Raw genomic sequence first — 18,188 nt, forward strand, 5'->3', positions numbered from 1 at the left:
GGTCATGAGTGCTCCTGGGGTTGGGAGAGTGCAGAGGGTGTCGAAGAGACAGGGGGATGCCGTGAAGGGGACGCCCGCTGTTCGCAGGCGCCCCCTCCACGGAGTGTCGAGCGGTTCAGATCAGGATTCGAAGGCCAGATCGATGAACTGGTCGACGTTCTCCTTCGTGACGACGGGCGCATCCAGGACGATGCGGTTCGCGACGCTCGGCGTGATCAGGTCGCTCATGGTCTTGCCCTGGGCGATCAGTCGAGCGAGCGCGATGCCGTCGGCGGCCTGGGTCGACGGGTAGATGATCGTCGCCTTGAGCACCGAGTCGTCCGCGGCGATGGCGTCCATCGCGTTCTTCGAGCCGGCACCGCCGACCATGATGAACTCGTCGCGTCCGGCGGCGGCGATCGCCGCGAGGACGCCGATGCCCTGGTCGTCGTCGTGGTTCCACAGGGCGTCGATCTGCGGGTTGGCCGACAGCAGCTGGGATGCCGCGGCCTCTCCGCCCTGCACCGTGAAGTCCGCCGCCACGCGGGCCGAGACCGTCAGGCCGCAGTCCTCGAGGGCGTCCGCGAAGCCTGCAGAGCGGTCCTGGGTGAGCGGGAGGGAGTCGATACCGGGGATCTCGGCGACCACGGCGTCGGGGTTGTCGCCGAGCTGCTCGCAGATGTAGGTGCCGGCGCTGACGCCCATGCCGTAGTTGTCGCCGAGGATCGTGGCGCGTGCCGCGAACGGGCTGGAGAACTCGCGGTCGACGTTGATGACCGGGATGCCGGCCTCCATCGCCTTCGTCGCGACCTCGGTGAGGGCTGCGCCGTCGCTCGGCAGCAACACGATCGCGTCGACGCCGTTGTTGATGAAGGTCTCGACGGCGGCGATCTGGGCGTTCACGTCGTTGGTGCCCTCCGCCAGTTCGAGCTCGACATCGGGGAAGCTGGCGGCCGCCGCCGTTGCGCCCGAGTTGATCGCGCCGAGCCAGCCGTGGTCGGCCGCGGGGCCCGAGAAGCCGATGACGACCTTGTCGCCGCTCGCCTGGTTCTCCTCCGACGTGGTCCCCTGGTCGGCCACGTCCTCTTCGGCCGCGCCGGCGGTGCAGCCGGCGAGCATGGTGATGGCGGCGAACGCTGCGACGCCGGCGCCGATCGTGCGAACGCGCACGGATCGAGTAGAACGCATGTATTCCTCCTTGAATGTGAATGCGGTGTCGGCGGCGAGCGGCGCGCAGGGAAGCGGAGGTCGACCGGGCTGACGGGGACAACGTAGCAGAATGCTGCATTCGGGCGACAGCTTTTGCGGGTTTCGTGGCAGAAGTGTGATGATCCGAAATCAGCGCCGTTCCGGGGTTCGCGAGCGTCGGCGGGGCACGGTGACTTTCGCATGTGGGTCTCGATCCGGCAGCGACCGGCGTGTTACTGTCTGCTCGTGATCAAAGGTGACCAACATTCGGCGTTACTCGAGGTGCGCGGTGTGACGAAGAGCTTCGCCGGCGTGCAGGCGCTGCGCGGAGTGGATCTCGACGTCCGCGAGGGCGAGGTGCACTGCGTACTCGGCCAGAATGGCGCCGGCAAGTCGACGCTCATCAAGACGCTCGCGGGGGTCCACCGGCCAGACGAGGGCACCATCGTGTGGCGCGGCGAGGTCGTCGAGATCAGCGACCCCGACACCGCGATCGGTCTCGGCATCGCGACGATGTACCAGGAGCTCGACGTCGTCGACGGCCTGACGATCGCCGAGAACATCTTCCTCGGTCACGAGCTCTCGCGCGGCGGCTTCACGCAGCGGTCGGAGGCCGCTCGTCAGACCAGAGAACTTCTGCGGCGTCTGGGTCACGAGAACCTCGCCCCGAACACGGAGGTCGGCCAGCTCAGCGCCGCGAACAAGCAGATCGTGAGCATGGCGCGAGCGCTGTCGCACGACATCAAGCTGATCATCATGGACGAGCCCTCGGCCGTGCTCGACACCGAAGAGGTGAAGAACCTCTTCCACGTCGTCAAGGAGCTGACCTCCGAGGGCATCGCCGTGGTCTACATCACCCACCGACTGGAGGAGATCCGCCAGATCGGCGACCGCATCACGGTGCTGAAGGACGGCAAGTCGATGGCGTCCGGCATCCCGGTCGCCGACACCCCGACCGCCGAACTGATCCGCCTCATGACGGGCCGCACGGTCGCCAACGTCTTCCCGCCGGCCGAGCCTCTGGCCGCGGACGCCCCGGTCGTGCTCGAGGTCGATGGCCTGGGCCTCGCGGGGGTGTTCTCGGACGTGTCCTTCTCGGTGCGGGCCGGCGAAGTCGTCGGCCTCGCCGGCCTCGTCGGGTCGGGCCGATCGGAGATCGTCGAGACCGTGTACGGCGCACGCAAGGCGACCGCCGGCACGGTGACGGTCGCCGGGCGTCCGCTCCGGCGCGGATCGGTCGTGGCCGCGGTGCGCGCGGGTATCGGGCTGTCACCCGAGGAGCGCAAGAGCCAGGGGCTCGTGCTCGACGAACCCATCTTCGTCAACGTCACACTTTCGTCCATGGACCGGTTCGCGAAAGCGGGCTTCCTCGACGAACGGGCGGAGCGCCGCGTCGCGGCGGAGCAGATCGAAGCGCTCGAGCTGAGGCCCGCGAACACCGATCGGCCGGCGCGGACCCTCTCGGGCGGCAACCAGCAGAAGATCCTCCTCGCGCGGTGGCTGGTGCACGGCACCCGGGTCCTCCTGCTGGACGAGCCCACCCGCGGCGTCGACGTCGGTGCCCGCGCCGAGATCTACGCCCTCATCCGCCGGCTGGCCGCCGCGGGCAACGCCGTGGTCATCGTCTCGAGCGAGATCGAGGAGGTGCTCGGCCTCGCCGACACCGTGCTCGTCGTCTCGGACGGACGCGTTCTCCAGACCCTTCCCGCCGCAGAGATCGACGAGCACGGTGTGCTCGATCTCGTCATGAGAGGAACAGCCGCATGAGCGAGCCAGTAACCACCGGGGACCTGGTCGGTCCGCCCTCTTCGGCGGGCACGCCGCAGGGCGCTCCGTCCGGGCCGTCCTCACCGCGCGCCGGTGAGAAGACCGGCCTGCAGAAGGTGATGTCGGGTTCGGTCGGCCGCAACCTCGGACTGGTCGTCGCTCTGGTGGTGCTCGTCGTCGTCGGCACCGTCAGCGCCGGCGAGAACTTCGCATCCCTGAGCAACGCCCTGGTGATCCTCCGCCAGGCATCCATCATCGGCGTCATCAGCATCGGCATGACACTGGTTATCATCGCCGGCGGCATCGACCTGTCGGTCGGCTCGGTGATGGGACTGGCCTCGATCGTCGCCACCCTCGCAGCCATCCAGGACCTCGCCGACCAGACCCACTGGTTCGTGATGGTGCTCATCGCGCTCGCCGTGGGGCTCGCCGCCGGGCTCATCAACGGCGTCGTGATCGCGTACGGCAAGGTCGTGGCCTTCATGGCGACCCTCGCGATGCTGGTGGCCGCACGCGGGCTCGCCGAGATCCTGGCGGAGCGGCGCACCCTCGTGGTCGAGGACCGCGGGTTCATCACGTTCATGAACTCCGACTTCATCGGCGTCGACATCCTGATCTGGATCTTCGTGCTGGTCGCCGCCCTCGGCTGGGTGCTGCTCAATCGCACCACCTTCGGACGACGCACCGTCGCGATCGGCGGCAACCGCGAGGCCGCGCGTCTCGCGGGCATCAACGTGCGGCGCCACACGATGTGGCTGTATGCGATCGCGGGACTGACGGCCGGCATCGCCGGTGTGATGATCCTCGGCCGCACGACCGCCGGCAGCTCGACGAACGGTCAGCTCTACGAACTCGACGCGATCGCCGCCGTCGTCGTCGGCGGCACCCTGCTCGTCGGCGGCCGCGGCACGATCACGGGCACGGTCTTCGGTGTCCTGATCTTCGCGACCCTCACCAATGTGTTCGTCCAGAACAACCTGTCATCCTCGGTTCAGGCGGTGGCCAAGGGCGTTATCATCGTGGTCGCGGTGCTCCTGCAGCAGAGATTCGCTCGTCCGGTCGGCCGAGAATCCTGACGATGGTCCGTCTGCCTGCTCGTGCGGGCGACGTCAGCACTTTCGACGGGTCGACGGTGGCCGTCCGCGAGGCCGGGGAGGATGTCGCTCCCTCCCGCCCTCTGCGGCTGCATGAGTGAGTGGATCGGTACATGGGTGTGGAGTCTGCCTCTGCCGGAATCGGTGTGACGGAGCTGTTCCAGCTCCTCCGCGACGGAGTGCCGCGGACGCGGGCCCAGCTGGCGAAGTCGACCGGTCTCGCCCGTTCGACCATCGCCGTCCGCGTGGACGAACTCATGCGGATGGGGCTCGTCACGCCCGTCGCCGAGGCGGCGTCCACGGGCGGCCGGCCACCCTCGCAGTTCGCCCTGAATCCGGCCGCCCGGGTGGTCGTGGCCGCCGACCTCGGGGCATCCCACGCCACCGTCGCCATCACCGACCTCGGGGCGACGCCGCTCGCGGAGCGCCAGGAGCCTCTCGACATCGCCCTGGGCCCCGTTCCCGTGCTGGAGCGCACCCTCGAGATCGTCTTCGAGCTGCTCGCGGAGGCCGGGCGTTCGCCGCACGACGTGGCGGCGATCGGCATCGGTGTCCCCGGCCCGGTGGAGTTCTCCAGCGGACGACCGATCAAACCTCCGATCATGCCCGGCTGGGATCGCTTCGACGTGCCGGGCTGGGTCGCGCAGCATCTCGATGCTCCCGTGCTCGTCGACAACGACGTCAACGTCATGGCGCTCGGCGAACGGGCGGCGGTCGACCCGGCGGTGGAGAACCTCATCTTCGTGAAGGTCGCGACCGGCATCGGCGCGGGTGTGGTCTCGTCGGGCCAGCTTCTGCGCGGAGCACAGGGTGTGGCGGGCGACATCGGGCACGTGCGTGTCGCGCGCGGCGCGGACGTGCCGTGCACCTGCGGGAACCGCGGATGCCTCGAAGCGCTCGCATCCGGCCCCGCGATCGCGCGCGAGCTGCGCAGTCACGGGATCGATGCGCACGGGGGCAACGACGTCGTGGATCTCGTGAAGCACGGCAACATCGACGCGATCCTGGCCGTGCGCCAGGCGGGGCGCGACATCGGCGAAGTGCTGACCACCTGCGTCAGCCTCATGAACCCGTCGGTGATCGCCATCGGCGGGTCGATGGCGCGCGTCGGCGAGCATCTGATCGCAGGGGTGCGCGAGGTCATCTACAGCCGCTCGACGCCGCTCGCGACCGAACACCTCAGTATCGTGCAGTCCTCGGCAGCAGGTGACGCCGGCGTCCGCGGCGCCGGGATGCTGGCGATCGAGCACGCCCTGTCGCCGGAGGCGCTGCGCGCGCTCGTCACCGCCTAGCGGGTGCGGCCTAAGCTGAAGCCATGCACGGCGAATACAAGGTTCCGGGCGGCAAACTCGTCGTCGTCGATCTCGAGGTGCGCGACGGCGTCATCGCCGACTTCCACCTCGCCGGCGACTTCTTCCTCGAGCCCGACGACGCCCTCGCCGACATCGACGCGGCCGTGACCGGGATGCCGGTCGAATCCGATGTCACGACCATCGCCGCCGCGGTGCGGGCGGCGCTGCCCGAGGGGGCGCAGCTGCTCGGGTTCACGGCCGAGTCGGTGGGCACCGCCGTGCGGCGCGCGCTCGTGGTCGCCCCGGGCTGGAGCGACTTCTCGTGGGAGGTGGTCCACGACCGCCCGGTCTCGCCGCAGCTGAACCTCGCGCTCGACGAGGTGCTCACCACCCGCGTGGGGGAAGGTCGGCGCAACCCCACCCTGCGGCTGTGGGAATGGGACGAGTCGGCGGTCGTGATCGGATCGTTCCAGTCCTACCGCAACGAGGTCGATCCCGCCGGGGCGGCCGCGCACGGCTTCGACGTCGTCCGGCGCATCTCGGGCGGCGGCGCGATGATGATGGGCGCGAACTCGATCGTGACCTACTCGTTGTACGTCCCGGCATCCCTCGTCTCGGGGATGACGTTCGCCGACTCGTACGCCTTCCTCGACGACTGGGTGCTGCAGGCCCTGCGCTCCCTCGGTGTCGACGCCACCTACCAGCCGCTCAACGACATCGCCTCGCCGCAGGGCAAGATCGGCGGCGCCGCGCAGAAGCGTCTCGCGAACGGGGGAGTGCTGCACCACGCGACGCTCAGTTACGACATGGACGGTCAGGTGATGACCGAGGTGCTGCGTATCGGGCGCGAGAAGCTGAGCGACAAGGGCACGGTGTCGGCGGCCAAGCGCGTCGATCCCCTCCGGCGCCAGACCGGCCTGCCGCGCGAGGCGATCATCGAGCGCTTCATCGAAACGTTCACGACCATGTACGGCGCCGAGACCGGCCACATCACCGACGACGAGTACGCCGAAGCGGAGGCGCTCGTGCAGTCGAAGTTCTCGACCGAGGCCTGGCTGCACCGGGTTCCGTGACCGACCCCGCGCGGCCGGCACCCGCGGGCGGTGTCGCACCCGGTGCGGTGACGATCCACCACGGCGACAACCTCGCCGTGGCCGCGGGTCTCTCCGACGGCGCGTTCACCCTGATCTACCTCGATCCGCCGTTCAACACGGGGCGGCCGCAGGAGAAGGCGGTCGAGACGGCGCGGTGGATGTCCCCGAGTTCTGCTGCGCGTGACGGAATCAGCGCCGAGGGGTCGGTGTCGGCGACATCAGACCCACCGCGCAGAAGTTCGGGACGGGATTCGGCGGCAGCCGGCCCCGCGGCACCGGCCCGGCGCCTCGGGTTCCACGGGCGCGAGTACGAGCGGCTGCGGGGCGACCTCCGCGTCTATGACGACCGCTTCGAGGACTACTGGGCCTTCCTCGAGCCGCGGCTGCTCGAGGCCTGGCGACTCCTCGCCGACGACGGCACGCTGTACGTGCACTTGGACTATCGCGAGGTGCACTACGCGAAGGTGCTGATGGACGCGCTCTTCGGCCGCGAGCGCTTCCTGAACGAACTCATCTGGGCCTACGACTACGGAGCGAAGACGAGGAAGCGCTGGCCGACGAAGCACGACACGATCCTCGTGTATGTCAAGAACCCGGCCCGCTACTGGTTCGACTCCGACGCCGTCGACCGCGAGCCCTACATGGCGCCGGGACTGGTCACGCCCGAGAAGGCGGCGCGCGGCAAGCTGCCCACCGATGTCTGGTGGCACACGATCGTGCCGACCACCGGCCGGGAGAAGACCGGCTACCCCACGCAGAAGCCCGAGGGAATCCTGCGCCGGATCATCCAGGCCTCCAGTCGCCCCGGCGACCTCGTCCTGGACCTCTTCGCCGGCAGCGGCACGACAGGTGCGGTCGCCGCGTCCCTCGGGCGCGACGCCGTGCTGGTCGACGCGAACCCGGAGGCGATCGCCGTGATGACCTCGAGGATGCCGTACGCCCGCGTCGTCGACTGAGCACCGGCGCGCGGAGGAGGTCGCGGCCGGCGCAACCCCGCCCCTGTGTCGCACCCGTGCCGGAGGATGGAGCCATGACACGCGTGCGGTGGGTGGTGGCCGGTCAGCTCGGCGAGCAGTTCGACGATGGTGGACGGATGCTGCTCGTCGAGGCGCGCTCGGCATTCGCCCGTGCTCCGATGCATCGGCGCAAAGCACACCTGTACCTCTCCGCGATGCGGCACCGCAAGGCCGAACTCGGCGATCGGCTCGAGTACGTGCGGGCCGACACCTTCCGCGAAGCGCTCGCAGGACGCGACCTCGAGGTGATCGATCCCACGTCCTATCGAGCGCGACGCCTCGCCCGCGAGCTCGGCGCCGAGATCCTCCCGAGTCGGGGCTTCGTCACCTCCGAGGCGGACTTCGCGGGGTTCGCCGACGCGCACGAGCATGCGGCGATGGAGGACTACTACCGCTGGGTCCGCGAGCGCACGGGCATCCTCATGGAGGGCGACCGCCCCGCGGGCGGCGCCTGGAACTTCGACCGCGACAACCGCAACCCCCCACCCAAGAACGCCCTCACCCTCGGGCTTCCCGATCCGTGGTGGCCGACCGAGGACGACATCGATGCCGAGGTGCGTCGAGATCTCGACCGCTGGGAGCGCGACGGCGACGTGCGCTTCGTCGGCGAGGACGGGCCCCGCGAGTTCGCCGTCACTCCGACAGAGGCTCGTGCCGCGCTGCAGGATTTCGTCGACACCCGACTCGGCGATTTCGGGCCGTTCGAGGACGCCATCCTCCGCAGCGACTGGACGATGGCGCACTCGCTGCTGAGCGTGCCGATGAATCTCGGGGTGCTCGACCCCCGCGAAGCCGTCGAGACGGTCGTCGCGGAATACGACGCGGGACGCGCTCCCATCGCGAGCGTCGAGGGCTTCACCCGCCAGATCATCGGATGGCGCGAGTGGGTCTGGCATCTCTACTGGCGGTTCGGCGAGGACTACGTGCACAGCAACGAGCTCGGGGCGCGGCATCCGGTGCCGTCGTCGTTCCTCGATCTGGCTCCTGAGGCGATCGAGGAGGCGTGCCTGTCGGCCGCCGTTGAGGGCATCCGCGACCACGGGTGGACGCATCACATTCAGCGACTCATGGTGATCGGCAACCACGCTCTGCAGCGCGGCTACGACCCGCGCGAGATGAACGACTGGTTCGTGGCCATGTTCGTCGACGGCACCCCCTGGGTCATGCCCGCGAACGTCGTCGGCATGACGCTGCACGCCGATGGCGGCCGTGTCGCGACGAAGCCCTATGCGGCGGGCGGCGCGTACATCAACCGGATGTCCGACCACTGCGGCGGCTGCCGCTTCGACCCCAAGAAGCGTCTCGGCGAGGACGCCTGCCCGTACACGGCCGGATACTGGGCCTTCCTCGACCGCGTCGAGCCGACCCTCGGCAAGAACCACCGTCTCGCGCAGCCGTTCGCCGGTCTCCGGCGGCTCGCCGATCGCGCGGCCGTCGTCGACCAGGAGCGCCGCCGAGACGCGGAGGCCGGACGCGCCTAGTCTGAGAGCATGCGTTTCGGAACCTTCATCCCCCAGGGCTGGCGTCACGACCTCGTCGGCATCGATCCCATCGACCAATGGCGCGTCATGCGCGAGCTGGCGCAGCGCGCCGATGAGGGGCCGTGGGAATCCCTGTGGGTCTACGACCACTTCCACACCGTCCCCGTACCGAGCGCAGAGGCGACCCACGAGGCGTGGACGCTCATGTCGGCTTTCGCGGCGGTGACCGACCGCATCCGCCTCGGGCAGATGTGCACGTCCATGGGCTACCGCAACCCGGCCTACCTCGCGAAGGTCGCCGCCACGGTCGACATCATTTCGGGCGGACGCGTCGAGATGGGCATCGGCGGCGGCTGGTACGAGCACGAGTGGCGTGCCTACGGCTACGGCTTCCCCGGCATCGGCGACCGCCTCGGCGCGCTCGACGAGGGCGTGCAGATCATGCAGCAGGCCTGGGCGACGGGATCCGCCACGCTCGACGGCAAGCACTTCCAGGTCGACGGCGCGATCGTCCAGCCGCAGCCGCTGCAGAAGGGCGGAATCCCCACCTGGATCGCCGGCGGCGGCGAGAAGGTCACGCTGAAGATCGCGGCGAAGTACGCGCAGTACACGAACTTCTCCGGTCAGCCGGAGGAGTTCGCCCGCAAGTCCGAGATCCTGCGGGGCCACACCGACGCCGTCGGCCGCGACTTCGCCGAGATCACCAAGTCGGCCAACTTCAACACCGTGATCGGCGAGACCGAGGCCGAAGTGGCCGAGCGCGTCGACGCCATCGAGGCACGCGTCGCCCCGTACCTCGGCGACCGTACCGAGGCCTTCATGGCGGAGTACCGCGGCGGTGCCGGCTTGGTCGGAACCCCCGAGCAGATCGTTGAGCGCCTCAACGAGATGCGGGCGGTCGGGCTCGGCTACGCGATCCACTACTTCCCCGAGCACGCCTACGACCGTTCGGGCGTGGACCTGTTCGAGCGCGAGGTCATCCCCGCACTGGACTGAGCGGCCCCGGGACCGGGCCTGGGTTCTGACCGGCGACGGGACTCAGACCAGGGCCCGCACGCTGGCGTAACCGTCGGGGATCACATCGGCGGTGGACGCCTCGCCGCCGAACACACGCGTCGTCCCACGGCTGTCCGACCACGCCTCCCACCCCGGCTCGGCACCACGGACGAAAGCCGCGGCCGAGCCGTGGAGCGCGTCGGCGAGGGCCTGCGGGGGAGCGTCGCCCGCGATCCCCGGCACCGCGTCGGCGTCGAGGCAGTCCCACCAGAACGGCACGTCGAGGCAGTGGCACGCCCAGCCGATCGTCGGCGACACCCATGAGAAGCGGTACATCCACGTCGGGGCGTCCCCGCGTGCGTCGGCCACCCGCACGGCGAACGCCCGGAAGATCCGGTCGGTGGCGTACCGGCCGAGCACGGCGGCCGTGCCCCTCCGCCTCTGCTGCGCATTGTCGGCGAGGTAGGCATTCCGCACACCCCGGTCCTTCTGCAGGCGACCGAGGGCGAGCGACACCGGCACGAACCGCAGCGCCTTGCGTGCCCTGTCGGTCGCCATGGTGAATTCGTCGTCGGTGGTGCCCAGCACGAGCGGCTTGCCCGCGCCGATGCCGGAACGCAGCGACTCCGGCGAGGGGCGGGTGAGCAGGTCGCCGTCGATCGTGGGAGCCCACGCGCGACCCTCATCGAGGGTGGACCTCAGCTTCTCGAACGGCGATGTCCCGAGAGCGGATGCCGCGCCATCCTGCAGCTCGAGAAGCCGGGCTTCCGGCACCGAACGGAAACCCGCCCGCGTGGGGGCGACCCCCGCCAGATCGGCGAGGCGGTCCACGAGCGCCGTCGCTCGGGCCGCGGGAACATCGCCCACCACGGCGGACAGCGCCCAGACGGCGTGGAAGAGATGCTGCGCGGCGGGCATGCCGAGCAGGGTCAGGACGGCGCCGCCCCCGGCGGACTGCCCGGCGATCGTGACGCGGCCGGGGTCGCCGCCGAACGCGCGGATGTTGGTCTGCACCCACTCGAGTGCGGCGAGCCAGTCCCGCACTCCACGGTTGCTCGGGGCGTCCTCGATCGCGCCGAATCCATCGAAACCGAGGCGGTACGACACGCTGACGGTCACGATGCCGTCGCGGGTGAAGGCCGCCCCGTCGTACCACGGGCTCGCCGGCGAGCCTTCGACGAAGCCGCCGCCGTGGAACCAGACGAGCACGGGCAATGCGGCATCCACTGCTCCCGGCAAGGGCGTGAAGACGTTGACATTGAGCGTGCTCTCCCCGGGGATCGCGGGCTCGGGGATGAGCGTCCGCTCGCCCGGCTTCGCCCGTTTGGCCGTCGCGCCGTTCTCGCGTGCGTCACGGACGCCGGTCCACGGCTCGGGTGGCACCGGAGCGGCGAACCGCAGGTCGCCCACGGGTGCCTGCGCGAACGGGATGCCGAGGAACGCGGCGGACGGTCCGCGCCAGAATCCCCGGACGGACCCGGGGGCGATGTCGACGACAGGTGCGGCGTGTGCCACGGGCTCGCCGCCACGCGCATCTCGTCGGGCCATGTCTCGACTGTAGACCGCGGTCGTGCGCGGTCGCCTGGCCCGCGCGCGGCGAGGTCCGTCCCTGGCGCGTCACGCGGCGTTCACCTCCCGGCCGTGTGCGCGGACCATTCTGGCCGCTCCCCCGTCTGCCGATCGAAGGTGCACGCCGCATGCGTTCCGATTCCCCTCTTCCCACCCCTGGGCGCCGCTGGGCCGCGGTCGCCGCCGCGCTGGGTCTCGTGGCCGTCCCGCTCCTGGTCGCCGCGCCGGCGCAGGCCGACCCCTTGCCGCCGGCCGCCTCGACGCTCGTCATCAACGAGGTCGAGAGCAACGGCGACGACACCGACTGGGTCGAGGTGTACAACACCGGCGCCGAATCGATCGACCTCACGGGCTATCGGTTCCTCGACTCGGATGACACGCACGCCGCGTTCGTCCTCCCGGCCGGCTCGCTCGTCGCCGCAGGCGGATTCCTCGTGATCGACCAGACCAGCGCGACGAACCCCGTCGGGTTCGACTTCGGCCTGGGCGGGGGCGACGTCGCGCGGATCTTCGCACCCGACGGGACCACGCTCGTCGCCAGCTATGCGTGGGAGACGCACGCGGCCGTCAGCTACGGGCGGTGCCCCGACGGCGTGGGCGACATGCAGCAGACGACGGCATCGACGAAGGGCGCGGCCAACGACTGCAGCTCGCCCGTGCGCATCAACGAGATCGAGAGCAGGGGTGACGCGACCGATTGGGTGGAGCTGGTGAACACCGGCACCACCGATGTCGACCTCGGTGGATTCACGGTGAAGGACGACGACGACACGCACGCGTTCGTCGTGCCCGCCGGAACGACCGTCGCGGCCGGCGGCTTCTACGTCGCCGACGTCGACGCGGCCGAAGACGGCTTCGGGCTCGGCGGCGCCGACTCCGTGCGGCTGTTCGCGCCGAACGGATCGACGCTGCTCGACAGCTACAGCTGGGCGGAGCACGCCTCGACGACCTACGGCCGCTGCCCCGACGGCACGGGGGAGTTCACGACGACGGCGGTCCCGTCCAAGAATGCGATCAACGTCTGCACCGGGCTGATCACCCCTGAGGCGTGGCCCGGCGGCGCCGAGGTGCGCACGCTCGATGACGCCGACACCTTCCCCAGCGGTGATCTGAGCGGACTGTACTGGGAGGCATCGGGCACGGCGGCGCCCGGCACCCTGTGGGCGGTGCAGAACGGCGACGGACTGCTCTACCGCATCGTCTCCGACGTCGACGGCAGCTGGGCGCCGGATGCTTCAGCCGAATGGGCGGCGGGCAAGGTGCTGCACTACGCCGACGGCACCGGCGCGGTCGACGCCGAGGGCGTGACGATGACGGATGCCGGAGCCGCAGCGGGCGTCTACGTCTCGAGTGAGCGCGACAACGACGACAGCGGCGTGAGCCGCCCCTCGGTCCTTCGTTACGACGTGTCGGGCTCGGCGACGAGCCTGAACGCGTCGCAGGAGTGGAACCTCGCCGCCGACTTCCCCGGTCTGGGCGCCAACGCCGGGCTCGAAGCCATCACCTGGATCTCCGACGCCTCCCTGGTAGCGGGCGGTTTCATCGACGCGACGACAGGTGCGCCGTACGCGCCGGCGTCCTACCCGGGCCACGGCGACGGCCTGTTCTTCGTCGGGGTCGAGGGCACGGCATCCGTGTACGCCTATGCGCTTCAGGACAGCGGCGCCTTCACGCGGGTGGCGACGATCGCCACACCGTTCGCGATCGTCGCCGAGGTGCAGTTTGACGCCGATGCCGCGAGCGGTGCGGGCGCACTGTGGGTCGCCTGCGACGATGCCTGCGACGGTCAGACCGCCGTGTACGAGCTCACGGACGGCGCCTTCGTCGCCACGCACGTGTACGAGCGCCCGGCGGGCATGGGTGCCGGTATCGCGAACGAGGGCTTCGCGATCGCCGATGACGCGGTCTGCGCGCCGGCGGGCACCAAGCCGACGTTCTACGCCGACGACAACGACACCGATGGCTTCTCCCTGCGCCAGGGCACCTTCCCCTGCACGTACGTCGAGGCGCCGGTCGATCCGACCGACCCGACCGACCCGACCGACCCGACCGACCCCGTGGGCCCGTCGCTGCCCGTCACCGGGCCCGGCACTCCCGCGGGTCCGGTCTCGGGTCCGACCGACGCCACAGGCGTCTCGGGGAACGGCTCCACGAAGGCGCTCGCCGCGACCGGCGGGAGCCAGCCCATCGTGCCGCTGGTCCTCGCCGGGTCGATGCTCATCGCCGGGGGAGCGCTCGTGGCGCTGCGCCGCCGGATCAGCCGCACGTAACAGCACGGCGGCTGGACGACGGATGCCTCGGCGCACACTCTGCGCCGAGGCATCCGTCGTTCCTCCCGGACCGCGGCTCAGGTGCGCAGGAAGTCCAGCATCGCCGTGTTGACCTCGTCGGCATGCGTCCAGATCATGGCGTGCGGAGCGCCTTCGATCTCGACGTACGTCGCGTCGGGGAGCAGCTTCGCGAACCGACGAGCGGTCGCGTCGATGGGGAGGATGCGGTCGGCGGTGCCGTGGACGATGAGCGCCGGAACATCGATCTTGGGGATGTCGTTCCGGAAGTCGGTCGGCCACGTGAGGGGAGCGGCCGCGATCGCGGCGTTGCCGGCCTGGTTGGCGATGCAGACGCTCGCGTGCAGCGCTTCTTCGGAAATGCGCGTGCCGAGGTTCTCGTCGAGGTTGTAGAAGTCTGCGAAGAACCCGGTCAGGAACGCGTACCGATCGGCGCGCACCGAGGCCGCCGTTGCGTCGAAGAAGTCCTGCGGGCCCGCTCCGTCGGGGTTCTCATCGGTCTTCAGCAGATACGGCTCGAGCGACCCCAGGAAGACGGCTTTCGCGACCCGTTCGCTGCCGTAGGTGCTCAGGTAGCGAGCCACTTCGCCCGTGCCCATCGAGAACCCGACGAGCACGGCCTTCTCGAGATCGAGCGCCACCATGAGCGCCTCGAGGTCGCTGGCGAACGTGTCGTAGTCCGACCCGCTCGCGGTCTTCGTCGACGCGCCGAAACCGCGGCGGTCGTACGCGATCACGCGGTAGCCGGCGTCCAGGAGGGCGGCCTGCTGCTTCCCCCAGGACTCCCCGTTCAACGGGAATCCGTGGATGAGGACGACCGGCTGTCCCGACCCTTGATCGGTGTAGTACAGCGAGATGTCCGATGAGTTCTCGATGCCGACGGTGATGCGTGCCACGTTCGCTCCTTTTCGTCTGAAGCGGCCGGAGGTCCGCCCACCGGCGCCTCGGGTGCCGAGGGCGGAACGGCCACTCCTTCGACGGTAGATCGCGGGCGGGCGCGCGACCAGGGGTTGCCCCGGCGGCCGAGACGGCGTACGACCGCCACGGCACCGCGACCGCATCGAACCCGCACTCAGAAGTCGGTCTGCCCGAGGTCTGGCTCGGCGGCGAAGGCGACCGTCGACGCGGCGGCGTGCAGCTCGAGCACGACCACCTCGTTCACTCCGGCGTGCACCAGGGCGGAGGGGACGAACAGCGTGTGCTGCGGACCCTTCGACCAGTAGCGGCCGAGGTTCACGCCGTTGACCCAGACGACGCCCTTGCCCCAGCCGCGGGTGTCGATGAAGAGGTCGGTGGGTTCGTAGAGCTCGACCTCGGCGCGACCGAACACCGGTCCGGCGAGGGCGCCGTCCCACGGACGGTCGTGGAGCGCGTCCCGCACGGGACCGAGATCCCGGAGGTCGAGGGCCTGCACCTCCCACTGACGGAGCGGATCGCCGTTGAGGGTGGCGGCGCCGATCAGCCCTTTGGGCTCGCCGATGCGCTCGCCGTAGTTGACCCGGCCCTGGTCTTCGACGAGCAGCTCCAGCACCCCGCGCGCGTGCGAAGGCAGCGGCAGGCGGGCATCGTGGTGCTCGCGCGCGAGGACGCCGACCGGCGAACCTTCGACGAACACGATCGCCCGGTCGCGCACTTCATCGATGTGCAGGACGGCGGGACCGCTCACGTCGATCACGGTGCGGTACAGCGCGAACCCGGTGAACGCGCCGAGCGCGTCCATGCTCGGCAGCTCCTCGTGCGCCGACGCGGTCCCCAGCGACGGTGCGACCTCCGCCAGCGGCACCGCGGAGCTCCACCGGGTGTGAGGAGTCGGCGCGGGGACGGATGCCGCGGGCACGTCGTCGATCGCGAGGTCGGTGTACTTCGCCAGCACGTCGCGGAACGCCCAGTACTTAGCGGTCGGGTTGCCCGCCTCGTCCAGCGGGGCGTCGTAGTCGTAGCTCGTCACGAGGGGCTGGTAGACGCCCTTGTCGTTGGCACCGTTCGTGAAGCCCATGTTGGTGCCGCCGTGGAACATGTACAGGTTCACGGAGGCTCCGGTGGCGAGGAGATCGTCGAGGTCGCCCGCGGACTCCTCGACGGGGGTGGTGTGGTGGTGCGCCCCCCAGTGGTCGAACCAGCCGTCCCAGAACTCCGCGCACATCAGCGGCCCGGTGGGCTGGTGCCGGCGGAGGGTCGCCAGCCGTTCGATCGACCGGGAGCCGAACGAGGCGGTGGTGTGCAGGCCGGGGATGCTGCCGTTCGCGAGCATCTCGTCGGTCGGCTGGTCGACCGACGTGAACGGCACGGTGAGGCCGATCGCGCGGTTCAGGTCGACGAGCTTCTGCAGGTAGACGGGGTCGTGGCCGTAGGCGCCATACTCGTTCTCGATCTGCACGAGGATGATCGGCCCGCCGCGGTCCACCTGCCGCGGGACGAGCACGGGTGCGAGCTGCTGCAGGTACCGCTCGATGGCGGCGAGGTACTGCGGCTCGTCACGGCGCACCCCGACGGTGCCCGAGCGGAACAGCCAGGCGGGGAGACCGCCGTTGTCCCACTCCGCGCAGATGTACGGCCCGGGTCGGACGATCGCGTGCATGCCCTCGGCAGCGACATCGTCCAGGAACCGCCCGAGATCCAGGCCGCCCGTGAGGTCGAAGACGTCCTCCTGCGGAGCATGCGCGTTCCATGCGACGTAGGTCTCGATCGTGTTGAGTCCCATCTGCCGGGCCTTGCGGATGCGGTCGCGCCAGAGGTCGGGGTGCACCCGGAAGTAGTGCAGGGCGCCCGACAGGATCTGCAGCGGTGCACCGTCGAACTCGAAGTCCTGGGCGCCGATGCGGAAGTCGTGGGCGGGGCGGGAATCACTCATGCGGGGTCTTTCGGGTGGGAGCGAGCTCGAGGACGGACCACGAGAGGGCCGGCAGCACGACGGTGATCGAGGACGATGGCGGCGTCGGTGTCGCCGCCGCCTGCGGTGCAGGAACGGTCAGGGGGCGCATGCCGACAGGCTGGGCCTCGGCGGTGTTGGTGGTGTGGCGGTCGCCGTCGGCGGGGATCGTCAGCGTCTCGGCGCGCACGAGGCTGTATCCGGATGCCGCGGCCGAGGCGTCGGTGACGTCGATCGTCAGCTCGGCGGCGTCCTCGAGCGATCGGTTGCACGCGAAGACGGTCATCCGCCCGTCGTCGTCGACCGTGGCGACGGCATCCACCAGCGGCGCCGCACCGTGGCGGAGCGTGTCGATCTCCGGGGAGTCGACGTCGGCGACGAGCACGCTGCCGCGTGCCCGGGTCGCGGTGTGCTGGAACGGGAAGAACGTGCTCTGACGCCAGGCAGGACCCCCCGGCTCGCACCGGATCGGCGCGATGACGTTGACGAGCTGGGCGAGGTTGGCCATCGACACGCGGTCGCTGTGACGGAGCAGCGAGATGAGCAGCGACCCGACCACGACGGCATCCGTCACCGTGTACGTGTCCTCGATCAACCGCGGGTGCTCCGGCCATCCGCCGGTGAGGACGGCCGTCTTGTCGTGCTCGTTCCACCTCGTCTGCGACCACACGTTCCACTCGTCGACGCTGATGCCGACGGGATGCGCAGATCCGGGGCCCGCGCCGACCTCGTCGATGATCGCGGCGACGGTGTCGATGTAGCGGTCGAGCGCCGTGGCCGAGGCCAGGAAGCTGACGGCGTCCCCGTCCTGCTCCTCGTAGTACGCGTGCACCGAGATGTGGTGCACCAGTCCCGCGGTGTGCGTGAGCACCGTCCGCTCCCACTCGCCGAACGTCGGCATCTCGGCGTTCGAGCTGCCCGCGGCCACGAGTTCGATGTCGGGGTCGAGGAACGTCATGAGGCGCGCGGTCTCGGCAGCGAGACGCCCGTATTCGTCGGCGGTCTTGTGGCCGATCTGCCACGGGCCGTCGACTTCGTTGCCGAGACACCACAGTCCGATGGCGAAGGGGGCGTCGGCGCCGTTGCGGCGACGCTGGTCGGAGAGCGCGGTCCCGGCCGGGTGGTTGGCGTATTCGAGGACGTCGGCGGCGGCGTCGATGCCGCGCGTGCCGAGGTTGACGGCGTACATGAGCTCGAGGTCGGCCTGGGCGGCCCAGCTCGCGAATTCGTGGAGCCCGACGGCATTGGTCTCGGTGCTGTGCCACGCGGCGTCCAGTCGCACCGGACGATCGGCCCGCGGTCCGACCCCGTCCTCCCACCGGTAGCCCGAGACGAAGTTGCCGCCGGGGTACCGCACGGTGGTCGCCCCGAGCTCGCGGACGAGCGCGAGCACGTCGCCGCGGAACCCCTCGGCATCGGCGGTGGGATGACCCGGTTCGTAGATGCCCTCGTACACGGCGCGGCCCATGTGCTCGACGAACGTGCCGAACAGGCGGCGGGGGACCGGCGCGAGGACGAGCTGCGGGTCGAGGGGGAGACGCGCGGAGAGCATGGG

The 18,188-nt window shown here is 70.1% G+C and carries 13 protein-coding genes; 8 read left to right on the forward strand and 5 right to left on the reverse strand.

Annotation, left to right across the window (positions count from 1 at the left end; translation table 11 throughout):
- Positions 1–120: 120 nt before the first annotated feature.
- Entirely contained in the window at positions 121–1,167 is a 1,047-nt protein-coding gene (locus tag ACFXOO_RS00310) for a substrate-binding domain-containing protein (protein WP_378843461.1), read from the reverse strand.
- A 291-nt stretch (positions 1,168–1,458) separates the two neighbouring features.
- On the opposite strand from ACFXOO_RS00310, the gene ACFXOO_RS00315 reads away from it, so the two are divergent.
- The 7 genes from ACFXOO_RS00315 to ACFXOO_RS00345 all read left to right on the forward strand — a co-directional run bounded on the left by ACFXOO_RS00315 (position 1,459) and on the right by ACFXOO_RS00345 (position 9,907).
- Entirely contained in the window at positions 1,459–2,934 is a 1,476-nt protein-coding gene (locus tag ACFXOO_RS00315) for a sugar ABC transporter ATP-binding protein (protein WP_378843463.1), read from the forward strand.
- On the forward strand, positions 2,931–4,010 hold the full coding sequence (locus tag ACFXOO_RS00320; protein ID WP_378843465.1) for an ABC transporter permease: 1,080 nt from the start codon (positions 2,931–2,933) through the stop codon (positions 4,008–4,010). The genes ACFXOO_RS00315 and ACFXOO_RS00320 overlap by 4 nt, the downstream gene beginning before the upstream one ends.
- Before the next feature lie 131 nt (positions 4,011–4,141).
- Positions 4,142–5,320, forward strand: coding sequence for an ROK family protein (locus tag ACFXOO_RS00325; protein WP_378843467.1), 1,179 nt, complete (start codon positions 4,142–4,144; stop codon positions 5,318–5,320).
- 23 nt (positions 5,321–5,343) lie between these two features.
- The gene (locus tag ACFXOO_RS00330) at positions 5,344–6,393 is read left to right on the forward strand and encodes a biotin/lipoate A/B protein ligase family protein (RefSeq protein ID WP_378843469.1); all 1,050 of its coding nucleotides are present in this window, start codon (positions 5,344–5,346) and stop codon (positions 6,391–6,393) included.
- Positions 6,390–7,370 (forward strand): DNA-methyltransferase, encoded by a 981-nt coding sequence (locus ACFXOO_RS00335; protein WP_378843471.1) that lies wholly within the window; start codon positions 6,390–6,392, stop codon positions 7,368–7,370. Before ACFXOO_RS00330 ends, ACFXOO_RS00335 begins: the two co-directional genes overlap by 4 nt.
- Before the next feature lie 74 nt (positions 7,371–7,444).
- On the forward strand, positions 7,445–8,911 hold the full coding sequence (locus ACFXOO_RS00340) for a cryptochrome/photolyase family protein (RefSeq protein ID WP_394562431.1): 1,467 nt from the start codon (positions 7,445–7,447) through the stop codon (positions 8,909–8,911).
- Between the two features lie 9 nt (positions 8,912–8,920).
- Positions 8,921–9,907 (forward strand): LLM class F420-dependent oxidoreductase, encoded by a 987-nt coding sequence (locus ACFXOO_RS00345; RefSeq protein WP_394562432.1) that lies wholly within the window; start codon positions 8,921–8,923, stop codon positions 9,905–9,907.
- Between the two features lie 42 nt (positions 9,908–9,949).
- Here the strand turns inward: ACFXOO_RS00345 and ACFXOO_RS00350 are convergent, their stop codons facing one another.
- Positions 9,950–11,455 carry a carboxylesterase/lipase family protein gene (locus ACFXOO_RS00350; RefSeq protein WP_394562433.1) on the reverse strand — a complete coding sequence of 502 codons (1,506 nt, stop codon included), beginning with the start codon at positions 11,453–11,455 and terminating at the stop codon, positions 9,950–9,952.
- 149 nt (positions 11,456–11,604) lie between these two features.
- Between ACFXOO_RS00350 and ACFXOO_RS00355 the strand changes: the two genes are divergently transcribed.
- The gene (locus tag ACFXOO_RS00355) at positions 11,605–13,746 is read left to right on the forward strand and encodes a lamin tail domain-containing protein (protein ID WP_378843479.1); all 2,142 of its coding nucleotides are present in this window, start codon (positions 11,605–11,607) and stop codon (positions 13,744–13,746) included.
- A gap of 77 nt (positions 13,747–13,823) precedes the next feature.
- Here the strand turns inward: ACFXOO_RS00355 and ACFXOO_RS00360 are convergent, their stop codons facing one another.
- The 3 genes from ACFXOO_RS00360 to ACFXOO_RS00370 all read right to left on the reverse strand — a co-directional run bounded on the left by ACFXOO_RS00360 (position 13,824) and on the right by ACFXOO_RS00370 (position 18,185).
- Complete coding sequence (locus ACFXOO_RS00360; RefSeq protein ID WP_394562434.1) at positions 13,824–14,660, reverse strand: alpha/beta fold hydrolase; 837 nt, start codon at positions 14,658–14,660, stop codon at positions 13,824–13,826.
- A gap of 176 nt (positions 14,661–14,836) precedes the next feature.
- Positions 14,837–16,615 carry a beta-galactosidase family protein gene (locus ACFXOO_RS00365; protein WP_394562435.1) on the reverse strand — a complete coding sequence of 593 codons (1,779 nt, stop codon included), beginning with the start codon at positions 16,613–16,615 and terminating at the stop codon, positions 14,837–14,839.
- The gene (locus ACFXOO_RS00370; protein ID WP_378853273.1) at positions 16,608–18,185 is read right to left on the reverse strand and encodes an alpha-N-arabinofuranosidase; all 1,578 of its coding nucleotides are present in this window, start codon (positions 18,183–18,185) and stop codon (positions 16,608–16,610) included. Before ACFXOO_RS00370 ends, ACFXOO_RS00365 begins: the two co-directional genes overlap by 8 nt.
- Positions 18,186–18,188: the final 3 nt, after the last annotated feature.

The organism is Microbacterium sp. P03 (assembly GCF_043556235.1).
In the GTDB taxonomy this organism is placed as follows: Bacteria; Actinomycetota; Actinomycetes; order Actinomycetales; family Microbacteriaceae; genus Microbacterium.

Excerpts from the sequence above, each read along its gene's own strand:
- ACFXOO_RS00310 (WP_378843461.1), bottom strand. The coding sequence starts at position 1,167 with ATGCGTTCTACTCGATCCGTGCGCGTTCGCACGATCGGCGCCGGCGTC.
- ACFXOO_RS00320 (WP_378843465.1), top strand. The coding sequence starts at position 2,931 with ATGAGCGAGCCAGTAACCACCGGGGACCTGGTCGGTCCGCCCTCTTCG.
- ACFXOO_RS00325 (WP_378843467.1), top strand. The coding sequence starts at position 4,142 with ATGGGTGTGGAGTCTGCCTCTGCCGGAATCGGTGTGACGGAGCTGTTC.
- ACFXOO_RS00330 (WP_378843469.1), top strand. The coding sequence starts at position 5,344 with ATGCACGGCGAATACAAGGTTCCGGGCGGCAAACTCGTCGTCGTCGAT.
- ACFXOO_RS00340 (WP_394562431.1), top strand. The coding sequence starts at position 7,445 with ATGACACGCGTGCGGTGGGTGGTGGCCGGTCAGCTCGGCGAGCAGTTC.
- ACFXOO_RS00345 (WP_394562432.1), top strand. The coding sequence starts at position 8,921 with ATGCGTTTCGGAACCTTCATCCCCCAGGGCTGGCGTCACGACCTCGTC.
- ACFXOO_RS00350 (WP_394562433.1), bottom strand. The coding sequence starts at position 11,455 with ATGGCCCGACGAGATGCGCGTGGCGGCGAGCCCGTGGCACACGCCGCA.
- ACFXOO_RS00355 (WP_378843479.1), top strand. The coding sequence starts at position 11,605 with ATGCGTTCCGATTCCCCTCTTCCCACCCCTGGGCGCCGCTGGGCCGCG.
- ACFXOO_RS00365 (WP_394562435.1), bottom strand. The coding sequence starts at position 16,615 with ATGAGTGATTCCCGCCCCGCCCACGACTTCCGCATCGGCGCCCAGGAC.
- ACFXOO_RS00370 (WP_378853273.1), bottom strand. The coding sequence starts at position 18,185 with ATGCTCTCCGCGCGTCTCCCCCTCGACCCGCAGCTCGTCCTCGCGCCG.